14 protein-coding genes are annotated in these 15,664 nt (G+C 48.2%); all 14 read left to right on the top strand.

The features are described from left to right. The first annotated feature begins 74 nt into the window (after positions 1-74). The 14 genes from AY633_RS04695 to AY633_RS04630 all read left to right on the top strand — a co-directional run bounded on the left by AY633_RS04695 (position 75) and on the right by AY633_RS04630 (position 15,554). Positions 75-305, top strand: a complete 231-nt coding sequence (locus AY633_RS04695) for a DUF2187 family protein (RefSeq protein WP_068464082.1) — start codon at positions 75-77, stop codon at positions 303-305. A gap of 596 nt (positions 306-901) precedes the next feature. Continuing rightward, positions 902-1,306 (top strand): hypothetical protein, encoded by a 405-nt coding sequence (locus tag AY633_RS04690; protein WP_068486956.1) that lies wholly within the window; start codon positions 902-904, stop codon positions 1,304-1,306. 89 nt (positions 1,307-1,395) lie between these two features. After that, entirely contained in the window at positions 1,396-2,010 is a 615-nt protein-coding gene (locus AY633_RS04685) for a hypothetical protein (protein WP_068487868.1), read from the top strand. Then, a complete protein-coding gene (locus AY633_RS04680; RefSeq protein WP_068486954.1) occupies positions 2,007-3,314 on the top strand; it encodes an efflux RND transporter periplasmic adaptor subunit in 1,308 nt (435 codons plus the stop codon). Before AY633_RS04685 ends, AY633_RS04680 begins: the two co-directional genes overlap by 4 nt. 164 nt (positions 3,315-3,478) lie before the next feature. Beyond that, a complete protein-coding gene (locus AY633_RS04675) occupies positions 3,479-3,751 on the top strand; it encodes a YhdT family protein (protein WP_068487867.1) in 273 nt (90 codons plus the stop codon). Further along, the gene (gene panF / locus AY633_RS04670; RefSeq protein ID WP_068486952.1) at positions 3,748-5,223 is read left to right on the top strand and encodes a sodium/pantothenate symporter; all 1,476 of its coding nucleotides are present in this window, start codon (positions 3,748-3,750) and stop codon (positions 5,221-5,223) included. The genes AY633_RS04675 and panF overlap by 4 nt, the downstream gene beginning before the upstream one ends. 44 nt (positions 5,224-5,267) lie before the next feature. Continuing rightward, a complete protein-coding gene (locus AY633_RS04665) occupies positions 5,268-6,182 on the top strand; it encodes a DMT family transporter (protein WP_145915650.1) in 915 nt (304 codons plus the stop codon). A 42-nt stretch (positions 6,183-6,224) separates the two neighbouring features. Continuing rightward, on the top strand, positions 6,225-7,838 hold the full coding sequence (locus AY633_RS04660; protein ID WP_068486950.1) for a M20/M25/M40 family metallo-hydrolase: 1,614 nt from the start codon (positions 6,225-6,227) through the stop codon (positions 7,836-7,838). A 99-nt stretch (positions 7,839-7,937) separates the two neighbouring features. Beyond that, positions 7,938-9,029: an amidohydrolase gene (locus AY633_RS04655; protein WP_082799182.1), complete on the top strand. Its 1,092-nt coding sequence runs from the start codon at positions 7,938-7,940 to the stop codon at positions 9,027-9,029. Positions 9,030-9,126: 97 nt separating this feature from the next. Next, a complete protein-coding gene (locus tag AY633_RS04650) occupies positions 9,127-10,548 on the top strand; it encodes an alanine/glycine:cation symporter family protein (RefSeq protein WP_068486946.1) in 1,422 nt (473 codons plus the stop codon). A gap of 224 nt (positions 10,549-10,772) precedes the next feature. Further along, a complete protein-coding gene (locus tag AY633_RS04645) occupies positions 10,773-12,050 on the top strand; it encodes a nucleotide sugar dehydrogenase (RefSeq protein ID WP_068486945.1) in 1,278 nt (425 codons plus the stop codon). Between the two features lie 60 nt (positions 12,051-12,110). Next, positions 12,111-12,836: a WecB/TagA/CpsF family glycosyltransferase gene (locus AY633_RS04640; protein ID WP_068486943.1), complete on the top strand. Its 726-nt coding sequence runs from the start codon at positions 12,111-12,113 to the stop codon at positions 12,834-12,836. Further along, complete coding sequence (locus AY633_RS04635; RefSeq protein WP_068486941.1) at positions 12,833-13,930, top strand: glycosyltransferase; 1,098 nt, start codon at positions 12,833-12,835, stop codon at positions 13,928-13,930. The genes AY633_RS04640 and AY633_RS04635 overlap by 4 nt, the downstream gene beginning before the upstream one ends. Before the next feature lie 238 nt (positions 13,931-14,168). Continuing rightward, complete coding sequence (locus tag AY633_RS04630; protein WP_068486939.1) at positions 14,169-15,554, top strand: cell wall-binding repeat-containing protein; 1,386 nt, start codon at positions 14,169-14,171, stop codon at positions 15,552-15,554. The last annotated feature ends 110 nt before the right edge of the window (positions 15,555-15,664 follow it).

The raw sequence follows: 15,664 nt of genomic DNA, 5'->3' as shown, positions 1-15,664 counted from the left end.
AACAGGTGAAATTACCATAAATTTATGCTATAATAGATAGATAATGTTTTCATTATAGAGAGGCGTGGATAACGATGGCATTTCAACCCCATGAAAAAGAAGTATCTGAATTTGTAGCGGCCCGTAAAATTGGCGAATGGATCTCATTCAACCGCAATGGCGTGGACGTTAACGGAACCATCTTCAAAATTATGGACAATTCGGTGATCGTCGAGATTTCACCAGAAGACGCCAAGGAAATCGGCGCTGCTTCCAACATGACCGTAATTTCACATAAGAAATACAAGATTGTCGCAGATCAATAAACGAAGCCTCCGCAGCCGCGGAGGTTTTTTCATTTCTAAAAAAAGTAATGAAAGTGAGGGTTTTGTTGTGGAGATGTTCTAGTATTTGGTTTCGGCTTCAACTGAGTATTCGCCGCAGGGCTTTGGGTTGGCCTCTTGCAGTAAGCCAGGAAGACCGCCTGTCTTACTGCGTCGGCTCACCCTTGGCGCCGGCGGCTGAGAGATTTCATTGTGTTCAGCTTGTTCAATGGCTGTGCTTCTTTACCTAGTTGCCGGCTAGTGGGGGAATCGCTTCCCGGATTGGGCGTGGAGTAGATAGTAAGGGTTTGCTCGTGCAATTGATTCGATATTCAATTTAGGCTTCTTGTTGGTGATCGCCGCCTTGCTTAGGGTTGGCCTTTAGCAGTAAGCCAGGAAGAACACCTGTCTTACGGTATCGGCTCACCCTTGGCGCTAGGCGGCTGAAATATTACGTTGTGTTCAGCTTGTTTACATGGTTCAGCTTCTTACCCAGTTGCCGGCAAGTGGGGGAATCGCTTCTTCAGATGGTGCATCTGACACACCGCTGCTTGAACAGGTTAAGTTTGTTGTTTTTCAGTAAATGGAGGCATGTGACAGTGCATTCTTCGACCTGTTTGAAGAAAACTATAAAATATGACGCATTTTCACACGTTACTTTTAATGAACTGAAAAAAACGATCTTCCACTCTAAAGTTAAAGACGGAGTGGAAGGGGCCGACTCCGGGAGGATCAGCGAGACAATTGAGACCCTGCAGGAGCGTAGCGACGAAGCGGCTCAATGCGAGCCCTCCGGAAAGCGTGCCCCTGCAACGCAGTCGAAAAGCGGAAGCTTTTCCAATCACTTCTTTTTCATTACTTCACATTCATTCACTTTAAAATTCACCACAATCCTATGCCATTCGTCTCAAAGCCACCAAATATTGAAAATTGTGGCAGGGAATTCGTTTCAAAGCGCTTGGTTTTTTGGTAAAGTAAAATTAAGCAGAACGCCATTTGCCTGAAAGGACTTAAACGCATGATATCTGACTTTAAATTTTGGCATTTTTTCCTGAACCAAGGCCAACTCATACATAATTTGCGACACACCGAAATGAGGCAAATCAATAAGCGATTGGCCGTTATCTTAGTGCTCGGCTTACTTGTTTTCGCTTTGCCTGAAATTTGGGGCATGAACACTGGATCGTTGACGCCATTGCTTGCGGCGGGCATGTTTGACGCCTATACACTGGCACGGTGGACATCGCTTGTCGGTACCTTGCTGTGGGGCGGTTTGTATTTAAGTTTCCACTTGTACATCGCCCCGTATTTGTACGGCCGAATTATTGGCATCCCATGGAAGGCGATGCTTGTGATGCAAGCTTACGTTACGGCATTGTTAGTGCTTGAAAAAGGCTTGATCTTTGGAATATTCGCATGGAATGGCTACACAATGGCCTTTTCGCCATTTTCATTCGGACCGATTGCTGCGACATTTTTGGAAAATAGCTATTTGATTTATTTCTTTAACCAATTGACCTTGTTTACGTCATTGATTATTGCGATTCAATACCGTTTTATCAAGAACTTCTCGCGTGTGTCACCGAAGATTATTTTGCTTTCACTGATCGTGATTCACGTGATTTCCGCATTGATTGTCGCGTTGTTCAGCCAAATTCCGGTGGAAGAAATGCTCCGTGACTTTATGCAAGGGGGGCCAATTCTATGAACCGCTTTTTCTTTATTGGCTTGTCTATCGCCATTGTCGCGTTTTTGACTTCGAACTTCCTGCTATTATTCGGTGAAAAAAGCATCATTTCAAAAGAGCTGTATGTCAGTGAATACGAACAGGCATATACACATACTTATACGGAAACTTTGCCAAAAGAAGCATTAACGGCGCCGCAGGACACGATGGAAATTTACGTGCAAGACCATGAAGCGCTTGAGCAATGGCTCGTCAAAGAAGGTGACGCCGTGACAGCAGGTGCAGAACTGGCTCGCTTGAACGAAAGCGAATCGGAAGACCAGCGTGCCATTTGGCAGTCGGAGCAAAGCGCGCTGCAAGCAGAACGCAGCGAAGTGCAGTCGACTTTGCAGGAATTGACGCAAGCACGGTCGTCTCAAGACAGCAGCGTGAATGAAAATTCCAACACCAGCTCGAGCTATCCAGGGTTTGGCGAAGATATGGAACAAGAGCTGCGCATGGATGTCAACGTTTCAGTCGGCGTTGAAGTGCCGGAAGACGGCGCGTATGCATCCGGCATCGCTCAGGCTCAGCAACGCTTAGCGGCGATTGACTCTGAACTTGCGGTGGTTGAAGCACAACTTGCACAAAGCCAGGAAAATCCAGCGCTCATTAGCCCAGTCGATGGCACGGTCGCTAGCATCAATCGCGATTCTGCGCCGCTCAGCATTGAAATTTATAATACGGAACGGGAATTCGTAACGTATCTGCTTGAAGATGAATGGCACGAAGTCGAACAGGCAGACCGGGTATTGATCCAGGCGCCAGGCATCGAAGGCGCAATTGTTGGAACGGTCCGCAGCGTTTCTGAAATGCCTGCGGAAGAATCGCAATGGTTCGAAGCGTATCGGGATCTCGGGCGCATTGAGCAAAACAACCCCATCGCTTTTTACGAGGTCCGCATTGCGCCTGAAGCACCGTTGCAAGACACCGTGCCTTATGGCAGCAACGTCAACGCTGAAATTACGTTGAATGAAGCACAAGACGCGATTGCCTTGCGCGATAGCTGGATTTATGATGACGACGACACCCAGGGGACTGCTTATACCTTGAATATCGACGGCCGCCCGAATACCGTGCCGGTCGAAATCGCCTTCGCGCAGCATGGCCGCGTCGTTCTCACGAGTGGTATGCAAGCTGGAGAGATTGCGATTAACGAAGAACAGCTACATGATTATCCGGGTAGGCCGAAGCTCTTCATGCCATTCCCAAGTCTTGCGCCAGACTTCACTTACGCCAAAAATACCGAATGGCGCGCTTATGTTGAATATTTATTGGCACGCTAAAAAAACCTCCGGAGCCTTCCGGAGGTTTTCTTATGGACACTCCCATATGGAAACCAATGATTATTTTTGCCCAAAAACAGACGGAGAAACTGGCGCTTAATTTACCACCGCCATTGGTGTACGATAGAGACAATACATTACAGCCATGGATCGGAGAGATACCCATGAAAGAAACAGATTGGCGCTTTCGCGTCGCGCACCGGGAAGCCTGGATTGGCCTCGGCCTTGCGCTCTTCAACTTCGCTTGGTGGTTTGCTTTCGCCTACGGGCTGGGCAGTCGGCCAGTCGAAGAATACACCTATATACTCGGCTTACCTGATTGGTTTTTCTATAGCTGCATCGTCGGTTTCCTGGTCATGGTTGTACTGGTCACAGTTATCGTCAAATTCTTCTTTGTCGATGTGCCGTTTGACGAAGAACAGGAGGAACACCGATGAATTATTCCGTTCTTATCCCCATGCTTGTCTTTTTAATTATGATTTTTTTCATCGGCTATTGGTCGAGCAGAAAACTGGCCGGCTCTTCGAACTTCATCAGTGATTATTTCCTTGGTGGGCGCGAACTCGGCGGATTTGTCCTAGCGATGACGATGGTTGCGACATACGGCAGCGCGTCGAGTTTTCTCGGTGGTCCGGGTACCGCCTATACGATGGGATTTGGCTGGGTGCTATTGGCGATGACGCAAGTGGTCACCGGTTATTTCGTCTTGATGATCCTCGGGAAAAAATACGCCATCATGGCACGCCGCTATAACGCTGTCACGATGATCGATTTTTTAAAAGCCCGCTACAATAGCACAGCAGTCGTTTTATTATCTGCGCTAAGCATCATCATCTTCTTATTTTCCGCAATGGCAGCGCAGTGGATTGGCGGCGCGCGTCTCATCGAATCTTTAACGGGGCTCAGCTATCAATCAGCGTTGTTTTTATTTGCGATCAGTGTCCTTGTTTATGTAACTATCGGCGGCTTCCGGGCAGTTGCTTTAACGGATGCGGTACAAGGGGCGGTCATGCTCGTGGGCACGCTCGTCTTGCTTATCGCCGTTATCATTTCAGGTGGCGGAATTTCGAACATCATGCAAGATCTCATCAACGAAAATCCGAATTTGGTCACGCCGTACGGGGCGGAAGGCAATCTTAGTGCTGCCTATGTTTCGTCGTTTTGGATTCTCGTCGGCGTCGGCGTTGTCGGCTTGCCGCAAATCGCGGTGCGCGCGATGTCTTATAAAAATGCCCGTTCGATGCACCGTGCGCTGATCATCGGGACGATCGTCACCGGGTTCATCATGCTCAATATGCATTTGATTGGCGTGTTCGCCCGCCCGCTTCTTCCAGGCATCGAAGTCGGCGATAAAGTCATTCCGCTCATTGCGCTCGAAACCTTGCCGCCGTGGGTTGCGGGAATTGTCCTCGCTGCTCCGATGGCGGCGATCATGTCGACGGTCGATTCACTGCTGCTTTTGGTCAGTTCTTCGATTGTGAAAGACGTTTACTTAAATTATGTGAAACCAGACGCCAGCCTCAAAACCATCAAGCGCATGTCGTTCGGGGTCACTGGGGTGCTCGGCGCCATTGTCTTCTTGCTGGCGCTCGATCCGCCTGACCTGTTGATTTTTCTCAACTTATTTGCATTTGGCGGCCTGGAAGCAGCATTCATCTGGCCGATTGTGCTTGGGCTTTATTGGAAATGGGGCAATAAATACGGGGCGGTTGCGAGCATGGCGACAGGAATCATTAGCTATATCGCCTTGCATTTCTATAATATCGAAAATGGCAATTTGTTTGGCGTGCATACGGTTACTGTGCCCGTCCTGCTGTCGCTTGTGGCCTTTATCGCCTTCAGCCTGCTGATCAACAGGCAGGCATATGATTACAATGCCATTCTATACAGGAACGAAAAACAAGCGTAAAATGATAGGCTATATCTGGAATAAGGGAAAGAAGGGCTGCACTTTTGACTCCATGGAAAATTTACGGCATCTTAACGTCCGTAATGGTCGTGTGGGGATTCAACCTCGCGGCGGTAAAGTATTTATTGGAATTTGTTGATCCGGTGACGCTGACGGCGTTTCGGATTTTGTTGGCCGGGGTGACGGTATTGATCATTCTGGCGTCGCTCGGCATGATGCGCTGGCCAAAGCGCAGTGATTGGAAATACATTTTGCTGGGCGCTTTGCTCAATGTCGTGACACACCATTACTTCCTGTCTCAGGGCTTGGCGATCACATCCGGAACAAACGCTGGGTTGATTCTCGGAACGGGACCGATGCTCACGGCGGTTTTGGTTTCGCTGATTATGCGCATGGTACCTTCTCGGCTGCAATGGTTGGGTGTCTTCATTGGCTTTACAGGCGTCGCCACAACGGTGATGGTCGGTAGCGACTCAGCTTCAGGCTTAAGCCTTGGCGATGTATTAGTTTTCATTTCGATATTGGCGCAAGTCTTCAGTTATATCGTTATAGCAAATGCGGCCCGTTCACTGGACCCGCGCTTATTGACGGGATACATGCTCGTGACGGGGGCCGTCGTCTTATTCATCATCGCGCTTATCCAAGAGCCGGGAGAAATTGCGGCATTTGCGGAAGTTCCGTCGTCGTTCTGGCTGGCTTTCTTTTTTTCGGGAATGATTGGGACAGCCGTCGGACATATGTTGTATAATTACTCAATTGGTCAAGCCGGCCCAACAAAAGCGGCCATTTTCATGAACTTGAATACCTTGTTTTCGCTTGTAGCTGCAAGCCTCATACTCGGTGAGACGATTACATCCGGCCATTTGATCGGTCTGGTGCTCATCGTCATCGGGGTGATATTCGGGTCAGGGGCTGCGGAGGATATACTTCGGAAACGCAGGAAACGGCTCTCTCTATGAGCCGTTTTTTTCTATAGTAGAATAGCGAAAGGAGACAAAATCATGAGGGGTCTATGGACAACCCCACAACAAGTGCGCGACCTGACAGAACAATTGGTAGGCTGGGAGTCGCAAGGGCTGACAGAAGGGGAAGTGACATTCCCTGAAAAATTACAAGCTAAGTTATTGGAAACAGAGTATTTTCAAGAGAACCCCGAATTCGTATCACTGGGAGAAGTCGATTGGGAACGGCGTTATGTGACCGCTTTGTATAAGCATGAACAAGCCTCACGCACCGTTGTGCTGCTGAGCCATTTCGACACGGTGGCGGTGCACGAATACGGAGATTTGGCGCCGCTCGCTTATCAGCCTGCAAAACTCGAGAAGGCATTCCAAAAAATCAAAAACGAATTCAAGCCGGAAATGCAGGCAGATCTTGCATCCGGGGAGTATTTATTCGGCCGGGGCATCATGGACATGAAGTCGGGACTGGCGATTCATATGTCTTTGATTGAACGGGCCAGTTTGGAACAATGGCCGATTAACATCGTGCTTTTATCGGTTCCAGATGAGGAAGTCAACTCGGCGGGCATGCGCTATGGCGTCTCGAAATTGCTGGATCTCGAACGTCAATACGGTCTCGAATACGTCCTGTTTTTAAACGGCGAACCGGTCTTTGCGAAATCACCAGGAGACGAATCGCAATACATCTACACCGGATCCATCGGAAAAATCATGCCGAGCGCTTTGTTCTACGGAAAAGAAACACACGCAGGAGAGCCGCTTGCGGGCATGACCTCAAGTTTTTTGTCGACGTATTTGACACGTAACATGGAATGGAATCCGGCGTTTTCCGAAACTGTTCACGGGGAAAAAACGCCTCTCCCCGTAACCTTGACGCAAGGGGATATGAAAGAAGAATATTCGGTTCAAACCCCATACCGCACCAAAGCGCTTTATAATGTATTCACGATGGAAAGAAATGCGGAGGACGTCATGGGGATTTTCGAAGGCCTGGCGAAAGAATCCGCCGCAGAATGCCTAGAGGATTATCGTTCTTTATGCCAAAAAGTCGGCATGGCGCCGCGTTTCGATGAAATCCGGGTCCTTCGGTACGAAGAACTGGTTGAGTACGCTAAGGAAAAATTCGGCCTCGATTATGTCAATCGGTTAATACGTGATACTTTAATGGACCCAGACCGCGATGTTCGCGACAAATCGTTCCATATCGCAGACATCTTGCTGCTCAATTGCCAGGAACTGACGCCTGGAATCGTGTTGTTGTTCGCTCCGCCCTATTACCCAGCGGTCAATTCAAGTGAAGACTCGTTCATCAAGGAATGTGTGGCATATGCAACGCAATATGCACGTGAACGTTTCGATTTGGAACTCGAGCAAGTGCATTTTTTCAACGGCATTTCCGATCTCAGCTACGTCAATTACCGAGATACCTCGAGTGGTTGGATCAGCTATGAAAACAACACGCCGGTTTATGGCGATTTATACAATATCCCATTCCAGACGATGCAAGAACTCAATGCACCAGTCTTGAATATCGGCCCATTCGGCAAAGATCCGCATAAGCGTACCGAACGGCTCCATATGAAAAATGCGTTCGAAGAAGTTCCAGAAATCATCGCTAGCTTGATTTTGCACATGGCAGAACGAACAGACTAGGCCATTCAAAGAAAATGATTTTTGAAAATCCAGTTTGTTTTGAAGCAAGAAGACAGGTACAATTCAACAAGATGAATAATGCAAAGGAGCGGATTTTTTATGCAGTTCAAACAGCAGACCGAATCTTATTTTGACCATTTCCACGCACATCCGGAAGTTAGCTTCAAAGAAATCGAAACAACGAAAAAGCTGGCGCAGATTATGGAAGAACTCGGTGTGAAGTACCGGATCTTCGATGACGTGACGGGGTTGATTGCGGAAATCGGTGAAGGGGAGGAAGTGGTTGCGGTCCGTGCGGATATCGATGCCCTCTGGCAGGAAGTAAATGGCCAAGTGCAGGCCAATCATTCCTGTGGCCATGACGCCAATATGTCGATGGTGTTGGGGGCGCTCCTGCGTTTGAAGGATGAAAAATTGACTAAACGCATCCGCTTTATTTTTCAGCCGGCTGAAGAACAAGGCAACGGCTCGCTTGCGATGATTGAGCGCGGCGCTTTGGAAGGAGTGACGCATTTGTTTGGTGTTCATCTGCGTCCTCAAGAAGAGCTGCCTTTTGGAAAAGTGACACCAGCGCTTCATCACGGTTCGGGGATTTTCCTGAAAGGCAAAATCACCGGCGAAGATGCTCATGGAGCTCGGCCGCATCAAGGGAAAAACGCCATCGATGTCATCGCGGCCATCCACCAATTTGTGAAAACGGTTTACTTCTCGCCGTTCGAATCGTATTCAGCTAAGCTGACGAATATCCAGACCGGCGGCGAAAGTTTGAACATCATTCCAGGAAGCGCCACTTTCGCACTCGATGTGCGTTCGCAGTCGAATGCTTTGATGGACACGATGAAAGTTCGCTTAGAAGAAGGCTTGCGGGCGATTGCCGCACTGCACGGTGTGACCATTGACTTGAAATGGGACGATTACACACCGGCTGCTGAAGTGTCGGAAGAAGCGATGGAAATTGCTACGCAAGCGATTCGAAACGTGCTTGGAGACGAGGCGTTCGCAGAAGCAATCCAGACGACTGGAGCCGACGATTTTCATTTTTACACAATCAAAAAGCCCAGCCTAAAAGCGGCAATGGTCGGAATCGGAGCCGATTTAACGCCTGGGCTGCACCATCCGGATATGCATTTCAACCGGGAAGCGCTTGATATTGGAGCGCGTGTTTTAGCGGAAACATTACGCCTTGCTTAAACAGCTTGCCATGGATGTGTCTGGGGATAGTTTTCGGGCACGGCCTTTAGGGTATGGAAACACTGCACAACTATAGAACATTAAAGGGGTCATCGATATGGATGCAATATTTAACGGGTTGACGTGGATCGTCGACGAAGGCAATAACTTATTATGGACATACATATTGATCGGGCTCTTGCTCGGTCTTGGTTTATATTTCACCATCCGTACACGCTTCGTGCAAGTGCGCTTATTTGGCGAGATGTTCCGTGTCATCACGGAAAAGAAAGATGGAACCGGCGGGATTTCCGCTTTCCAGGCCTTTACGATTTCGACCGCTTCACGCGTCGGGACAGGCAATATTACCGGTGTTGCTTTGGCCATAGCCATTGGCGGCCCGGGAGCCGTGTTTTGGATGTGGGTCGTGGCTCTTATCGGAATGGCGACTGCCTTTATCGAAAGTACGCTTGCTCAAGTTTACAAGATTAGAGATGGCGAGCAATTCCGTGGCGGGCCTGCTTATTACATGGAAAAAGCACTTGGTACACGGAAGTTGGGCATCGTTTTTGCCATTCTGTTGACGCTCGCATTCGGCTTTATTTTCAATTCGGTCCAATCAAACACCATTGCCCAATCAGTCGGCGATGTACTAAATATCCCGAATTGGGTTGTCGGCGCAAGCTTAGTTGTGCTGTCTGCCATCGTCATCTTCGGCGGTGTCCGCCGTATCGCACATGTCACGCAAGTGGTCGTGCCGGTCATGGCGGTTGTTTATCTACTTGTTGTAGGATACATATCCATTCTCAACTTTACGGAAATCCCGGCAGTGTTCACCTTGATCATCCAAAACGCATTCGGCCTTGAAGAAGTGGTCGGAGGCGGTATCGGTGCTGCAATCATGCAAGGGATTCGCCGAGGCTTGTTCTCGAACGAAGCCGGCATGGGGTCTGTACCAAACGCTGCAGCTTCTGCGAACGTCTCGCACCCTGCCAAGCAAGGGCTCGTTCAAAGTCTTGGGGTGTTTTTCGATACGATCATCATTTGTTCGGCGACTGCGTTCGTCATCATTTTGGCTGACTTGTACCGCACGAGTGAACAAGAAGGCATCTTACTGACGCAAACTTCCCTTGAGATGCATGTCGGGGCATGGGCGCCTTATTTCTTGGCAATTGCTATTACGTTCTTTGCATTTAGCTCGATTGTCGGGAATTATTATTACGGAGAGACCAATATTGAATTCATCAATGCACATAGCTTATGGCTGACAGCTTACCGCTTCGGCGTTCTTGCGATGGTCATGTTCGGTTCGATCGCGCAAGTCCAACTCGTCTGGAATATGGCCGATCTCTTCATGGGGATGATGGCGGTCATCAACTTGATTGTCATTGCCCTGCTCGGGAAGATCGCGTTCCGCGTGCTCGACGACTATATGGGCCAACGAAAAGCCGGCAAGAATCCGGTATTTTATGCGAAAAACGTACCTGGCCTGAAAAATACGGAATGCTGGGGAGAAGAAGAACATCGTCACGACGAATAACTTCTAGCCTCTTCCGGATTTGCGGAAGAGGCTTTTCTTTGGGAACCCATCGAGTCACCATGCGTCCTGTAACGAAACCGTAATGAAAAATACACCAAAACGATTTCTGCCTAAGGCTTAGCTATGGTAGAATGAACTATTGATATTAGCAAAAATTATTGATATAGAAGCCAGCGCTTGAAGCTGGCAATAAAAATTACTGGCAATTGAGGAGAATTAACGAAATGGAAAAAATCTGTGTAGTGGGATTAGGATATATCGGCTTGCCGACAGCGGTCATGTTTGCAAACCATGGTTATGAAGTTCACGGCGTGGACGTCAATCAAAAAGCGGTGAATATGCTGTCTGATGGACAAATCCACATCGAAGAACCATTCCTTCAGGATTACTTGAACAAAGCATTGGAAAAAGGTACTTTTTCGGTATCAACAAAACCAGCGGAAGCGGACATGTTCATCATCGCTGTGCCGTCTCCAATCGCTGAGGACAAAACAGCGAACATGGATTACATCCGTGCTGCGACAGAATCGATCGTGCCATTCCTGAAAAAAGGCGATTTGGTCGTATTGGAGTCAACGGTGCCACCGCGCACGGTACTCGATGTCATGATGCCAATTCTCGTGAAGAGCAATTTGGAAATCGGGACAGAACTGTTTGTATCGCATTCCCCAGAACGCGTGATTCCTGGCAAAGTTTTTGAAGAACTCGTGAAAAACGACCGTATCATTGGCGGCATCAACGAGGAATCGTCAAAACGCACGCAAGTCTATTACGAATCATTCGTCAAAGGCGAGTTCATTTTAACCGATGCAACTACGGCTGAGATGGTTAAGGTCATGGAAAACACTTACCGCGATGTCAACATCGCTTTCGCGAATGAAATTGCGAAAATCTCGGACAATGTCGGTGTTGATGCTTGGGAAGCGATTCGCCTCGCGAACCACCATCCGCGCGTCAATATCCATTTGCCGGGCCCAGGCGTCGGCGGGCATTGCATCGCTGTCGATCCATGGTTCCTAGTGGAAAAAGAGCAGGACCTTTCAAAAATCATCCATTTGTCCCGGACGACTAATGACGGCATGCCGCAATACACGGCAGATAAAATCGACGACATCTTAAAAGACGTCGCCGATGCGAAAGTTGCTGTATTTGGTTTGGCCTTTAAAGGCAATATCGACGACATCCGTGAGAGCCCGTCTATGGAAGTGCTGGAACATTTGAAAGCGAAAGATCTGCGTATTTCTTCCTTTGACCCGCATGTCAAAGAAAACAAAGCGCCGTTCCAGACGCAAAGCTACGACGAAGCAGTCGATGGTGCAGATTTGATTGTTATTTTGACTGATCATAAAGCATTCAAAGACTACGAGCCATCAAAAATCGGTGGAACAATGCGTCATAAAGCCATTTTCGATACGAAAAATGCCATCAGCCGCGAAACCTACGAACAAGCTGGATTTACGGTTTACCGTCTTGGCGACGGCAAAGGCAATCCCAAAAATTAAAATACACGACCGCATTTTCAAACCATTGGAAATGCGGTTTTGCATGGAGGCACGAACTACATGAAAGAAGAAATTTTAGGCGTTACCGTTAATAAAGAAACCGAACAGCAATTGCTGGATAAAATTCAAACCGATATCGAAATAGGGCGTAAATCGCGTATTGTCGCCATCAACCCGGAAAAAGTCATGATGGCTTCAAAAGACCCGGCGCTTCGCACATTGTTGAATGAATCGACATACCAAATCCCGGATGGCGTGGGCATCAAAATCGCTTCCCGCATGCGCGGAGGCGAAATTCGCGAACGCGTTACAGGCATCGGCATGATGGATGCATTGCTTCAACTTGCTCATAAACACGGCCACCGTATCTTTATGTACGGCGCGAAAAAGGCGACGGTCGAATTGGCTGCACAAAACATTCAAAAGAAATACCCGAATCTCGTCGTTGCCGGAACACTGGATGGCTACGAAAAAGACCCGGCTAAAATCATCGAAACGATCAACGCCGCACAGCCGCAAATTCTGTTTGTCGCACTCGGCAGCCCGAAACAGGAATTATTCATACGCGAAAACATGGAACAGCTGAACGTGAACATCTTTCAAGGTGTTGGCGGCAGTTTTGATGTTTACAGCGGCAATGTCAAACGTGCGCCTAAACTGTTTTTGAACACAGGAACGGAATGGCTCTACCGACTTGCGAGCCAGCCGACGCGCATCAAACGCCAAATGGCGCTCCCGCAATTCCTCATCAAAGCCGTGCGCGACAAAGGCGGCAGCCGCCGATGAAAGTATTGCATGTCATCAGCGGAGGCGAAACTGGAGGCTCGAAAAAGCATTTATTGCAGCTCTTGAAAAACTCTCCTGTAGAAGCAGAGTTGCTGTTACTCACTGAAGGCGCTTTTGCGGAAGACGCACGAAAAGCCGGGATTCCCGTAACGGTCGTCCAGCAAAACAGCCGTCTGGACCGGTCTGCGCCTAGAAAGATTTTGCTGGTCTTGAAAAAAGGCGGATTTTCGATCGTTCATACCCACGGGGCCCGGGCAAATTTCCTTGTGGATTCTGTCTATAAAAAACTCGGCATGCCTTGGTTTATTACGGTCCACAGCGATCCAACACTCGATTTTCTCCACCAGCCGAAACCGCTTGCCAAAGTATTTACCGTTTTGAATCAGCGGGCGATGCGCCGTGCAGACCATTTGTTTGCCGTATCGGAGAAATTCAAGGATATGCTGGTCCAAATGGGCGTTCAACCAAGAAAGATCACGCCGGTCTTCAACGGCATCAATTTCCATGAAACTTTGCCGGATTTTGATAATCGCGCAATTCGTGAGTCGCTTAATACTGAGGAAGACGATTTCGTTTTCGCGATTGTGGCACGGCTCCATCCTGTCAAAGGACATGATATCCTACTCAATGCTTTCGCACAGATCGATCAGCCGTGTAAACTATGGGTAATCGGCGACGGTGACCAAAGTCAAAAATTACGTGATCAAGCAGCGGCGCTCAACATTGAAAATCGTGTCCAATTCTTGGGAGCACGCACGGATGTGGACCAATTATTGTATGCAGCCGACGTCTCCTTATTAACTTCACATAGTGAAAGTTTCCCGCTCGTCCTGTTGGAATCGGCAGATATGGCGACGCCAGTCATCGCGACGAATGTGGGGGGCGTGCCGGCACTTGTCGATCCCGGAAAAACCGGATGGATCGTGGAACCGGGGCGGGCAGACGCGCTCGAACACGTCATGTCAAAAGCGATGCAAGCAAACACACAGGAAATGGGAAGCATGCTGCGAAGCTTTGCTAAAGAAAATTTTTCCAATGAGAAATTACAACGAGAAATTCACCAAATCTATAAAAGCGTCTTGAAGCTAAACTAGGTAATTACTCCTGTTTATTTTAAACTGTAAATTTTATGAAACATATCGTTCAGCCTATATAGGACGCGGTTTCAACAACCCCTTGAGCATTGTCTCAAGGGGTTTTTCTTTATGCCTGTAATATAAATGTAATATTACTCTCATAAATTCAATGATAAACTCTGAATTATTCAGAAATAAAAATTGCCTAATACATACAGAAAAGCAGACTATATAACTCAGGGGGAAACAGAAGCATATGAAAATGACAAAATGGTTTGGAACAATGATCGCCGCAACTGCTTTATCAATCACTGCTTTCGCTTCCACTTCGGAAGCAAGCGTCTTTGAAAACTTTGACCGCATCTCAGGATCGGACCGCTACGAAACATCCATCAAAGTAGCACGCGAAGGCTGGGGCTACCACAGCACGAATCACGTTGTCCTCGTTATCGGCGATAACTATCCGGATGCTCTTGCCGGTGCGCCGCTCGCTAAAAAAATGAACGCGCCGATCCTATTGGTGAAAAAAGATGCTGTACCTGCATCGATCATGTCTGAAATCGGCCGCCTCGGGGCCAAGAACGCTACCATCCTTGGCGGTGAAAGTGTCATTTCCGATAAAGTCGTCAGCCAATTAAAAGAACAGGGCATGACTGTTGAACGCATCGCCGGCAGCAACCGTTCTGAAACCTCTGCGTTGATCGCAGCGAAAGTGGGCGGAACGTCAGCAGTCGTCGCGAGCGGATCCGGTTATGCCGATTCCTTGTCAATCGCTTCGCATGCTGCTGAAACAGGCAAGCCCATCCTCTTAACTTCAGGAAACGGCATGTCAAAAGAAGTCGCAGCAGCCGTGAAAAACTATAAAACTGTCACAGTCGTAGGCGGCGAAAGTGCTGTCAGTTCAGAAGTCTACAAAAAAATCGACGAAACAGCAGCCGTATCACGCATTTCCGGTAAAGACCGCTATGCTACAGCCGCAGCAGTTGTCGCTAAACTCTACCCAACAACTGTCAAAGACTCGCTTGTCGCTTCCGGCCAACAGTTTGCCGATGCCTTGACGGGCTCTGCTCTTGGCGGAAAACAGAAGAAGCCGGTCTTGCTCGTACGTCAAGCCGACCTGCCATCATCGACAAAAGATATCATCAACAATAAAAACGTCAATAATCTAACAGTCATCGGGGGCGAAACGGCTGTTTCTAAAGAAGCCTTGAACCCGAATCCAAAACCCGCAGCCATTCCAGTTGTTAAACCATCTGCAGACATTCGCGACGAGATTATTGAAGAAGCGAGAAAATATATCGGTACGCCGTATCGCTGGGGCGGAACAACGCCATCAGGGTTTGATTGCTCAGGTTATTTGATGTATGTCTTTAATAAAAAGGGAATCACGATTCCAAGAACAACGGCATTGATGGCAGAATCCGGCAAGCCGGTCAGCTATTCAAACGTGAAAGTCGGGGATATTGTTTTACTTGACCTGGTTAGAAGCACGCCAACACGTCCGAGCCACGCTGGGATTTATATTGGGGATGGAAAAATCATCCATGCTGGAACAAGCACAGGAGTTGCGATTACAGCTCTTGATACGTCTTGGGGACATTGGGACAAGAAAATCGTCACGATCCGTTCGTATACAGATTAAAGAAATGGCCTCGGCCATTTTTTTTTGCCCGTAAAGATAGAAAACAAGGCAAAGGACAAGGATTGAGAAATTCATTGGTGGTATTATTTACATAAATTTAGAAAATTTAT

It is taken from the genome of Planococcus maritimus, from assembly GCF_001592825.1.
GTDB lineage: Bacteria > Bacillota > Bacilli > Bacillales_A > Planococcaceae > Planococcus > Planococcus maritimus_C.
The sequence above is the reverse complement of the archived record's forward strand: the minus strand, read 5'-3'. Positions and strand labels throughout refer to the sequence as shown.

Excerpts from the sequence above, each read along its gene's own strand:
- AY633_RS04640 (WP_068486943.1), top strand. The coding sequence starts at position 12,111 with ATGAAAGAAGAAATTTTAGGCGTTACCGTTAATAAAGAAACCGAACAG.
- AY633_RS04675 (WP_068487867.1), top strand. The coding sequence starts at position 3,479 with ATGAAAGAAACAGATTGGCGCTTTCGCGTCGCGCACCGGGAAGCCTGG.
- AY633_RS04660 (WP_068486950.1), top strand. The coding sequence starts at position 6,225 with ATGAGGGGTCTATGGACAACCCCACAACAAGTGCGCGACCTGACAGAA.
- AY633_RS04655 (WP_082799182.1), top strand. The coding sequence starts at position 7,938 with ATGCAGTTCAAACAGCAGACCGAATCTTATTTTGACCATTTCCACGCA.
- AY633_RS04645 (WP_068486945.1), top strand. The coding sequence starts at position 10,773 with ATGGAAAAAATCTGTGTAGTGGGATTAGGATATATCGGCTTGCCGACA.
- AY633_RS04630 (WP_068486939.1), top strand. The coding sequence starts at position 14,169 with ATGAAAATGACAAAATGGTTTGGAACAATGATCGCCGCAACTGCTTTA.
- AY633_RS04635 (WP_068486941.1), top strand. The coding sequence starts at position 12,833 with ATGAAAGTATTGCATGTCATCAGCGGAGGCGAAACTGGAGGCTCGAAA.
- AY633_RS04680 (WP_068486954.1), top strand. The coding sequence starts at position 2,007 with ATGAACCGCTTTTTCTTTATTGGCTTGTCTATCGCCATTGTCGCGTTT.
- AY633_RS04685 (WP_068487868.1), top strand. The coding sequence starts at position 1,396 with ATGAGGCAAATCAATAAGCGATTGGCCGTTATCTTAGTGCTCGGCTTA.
- AY633_RS04695 (WP_068464082.1), top strand. The coding sequence starts at position 75 with ATGGCATTTCAACCCCATGAAAAAGAAGTATCTGAATTTGTAGCGGCC.
- AY633_RS04650 (WP_068486946.1), top strand. The coding sequence starts at position 9,127 with ATGGATGCAATATTTAACGGGTTGACGTGGATCGTCGACGAAGGCAAT.
- panF (WP_068486952.1), top strand. The coding sequence starts at position 3,748 with ATGAATTATTCCGTTCTTATCCCCATGCTTGTCTTTTTAATTATGATT.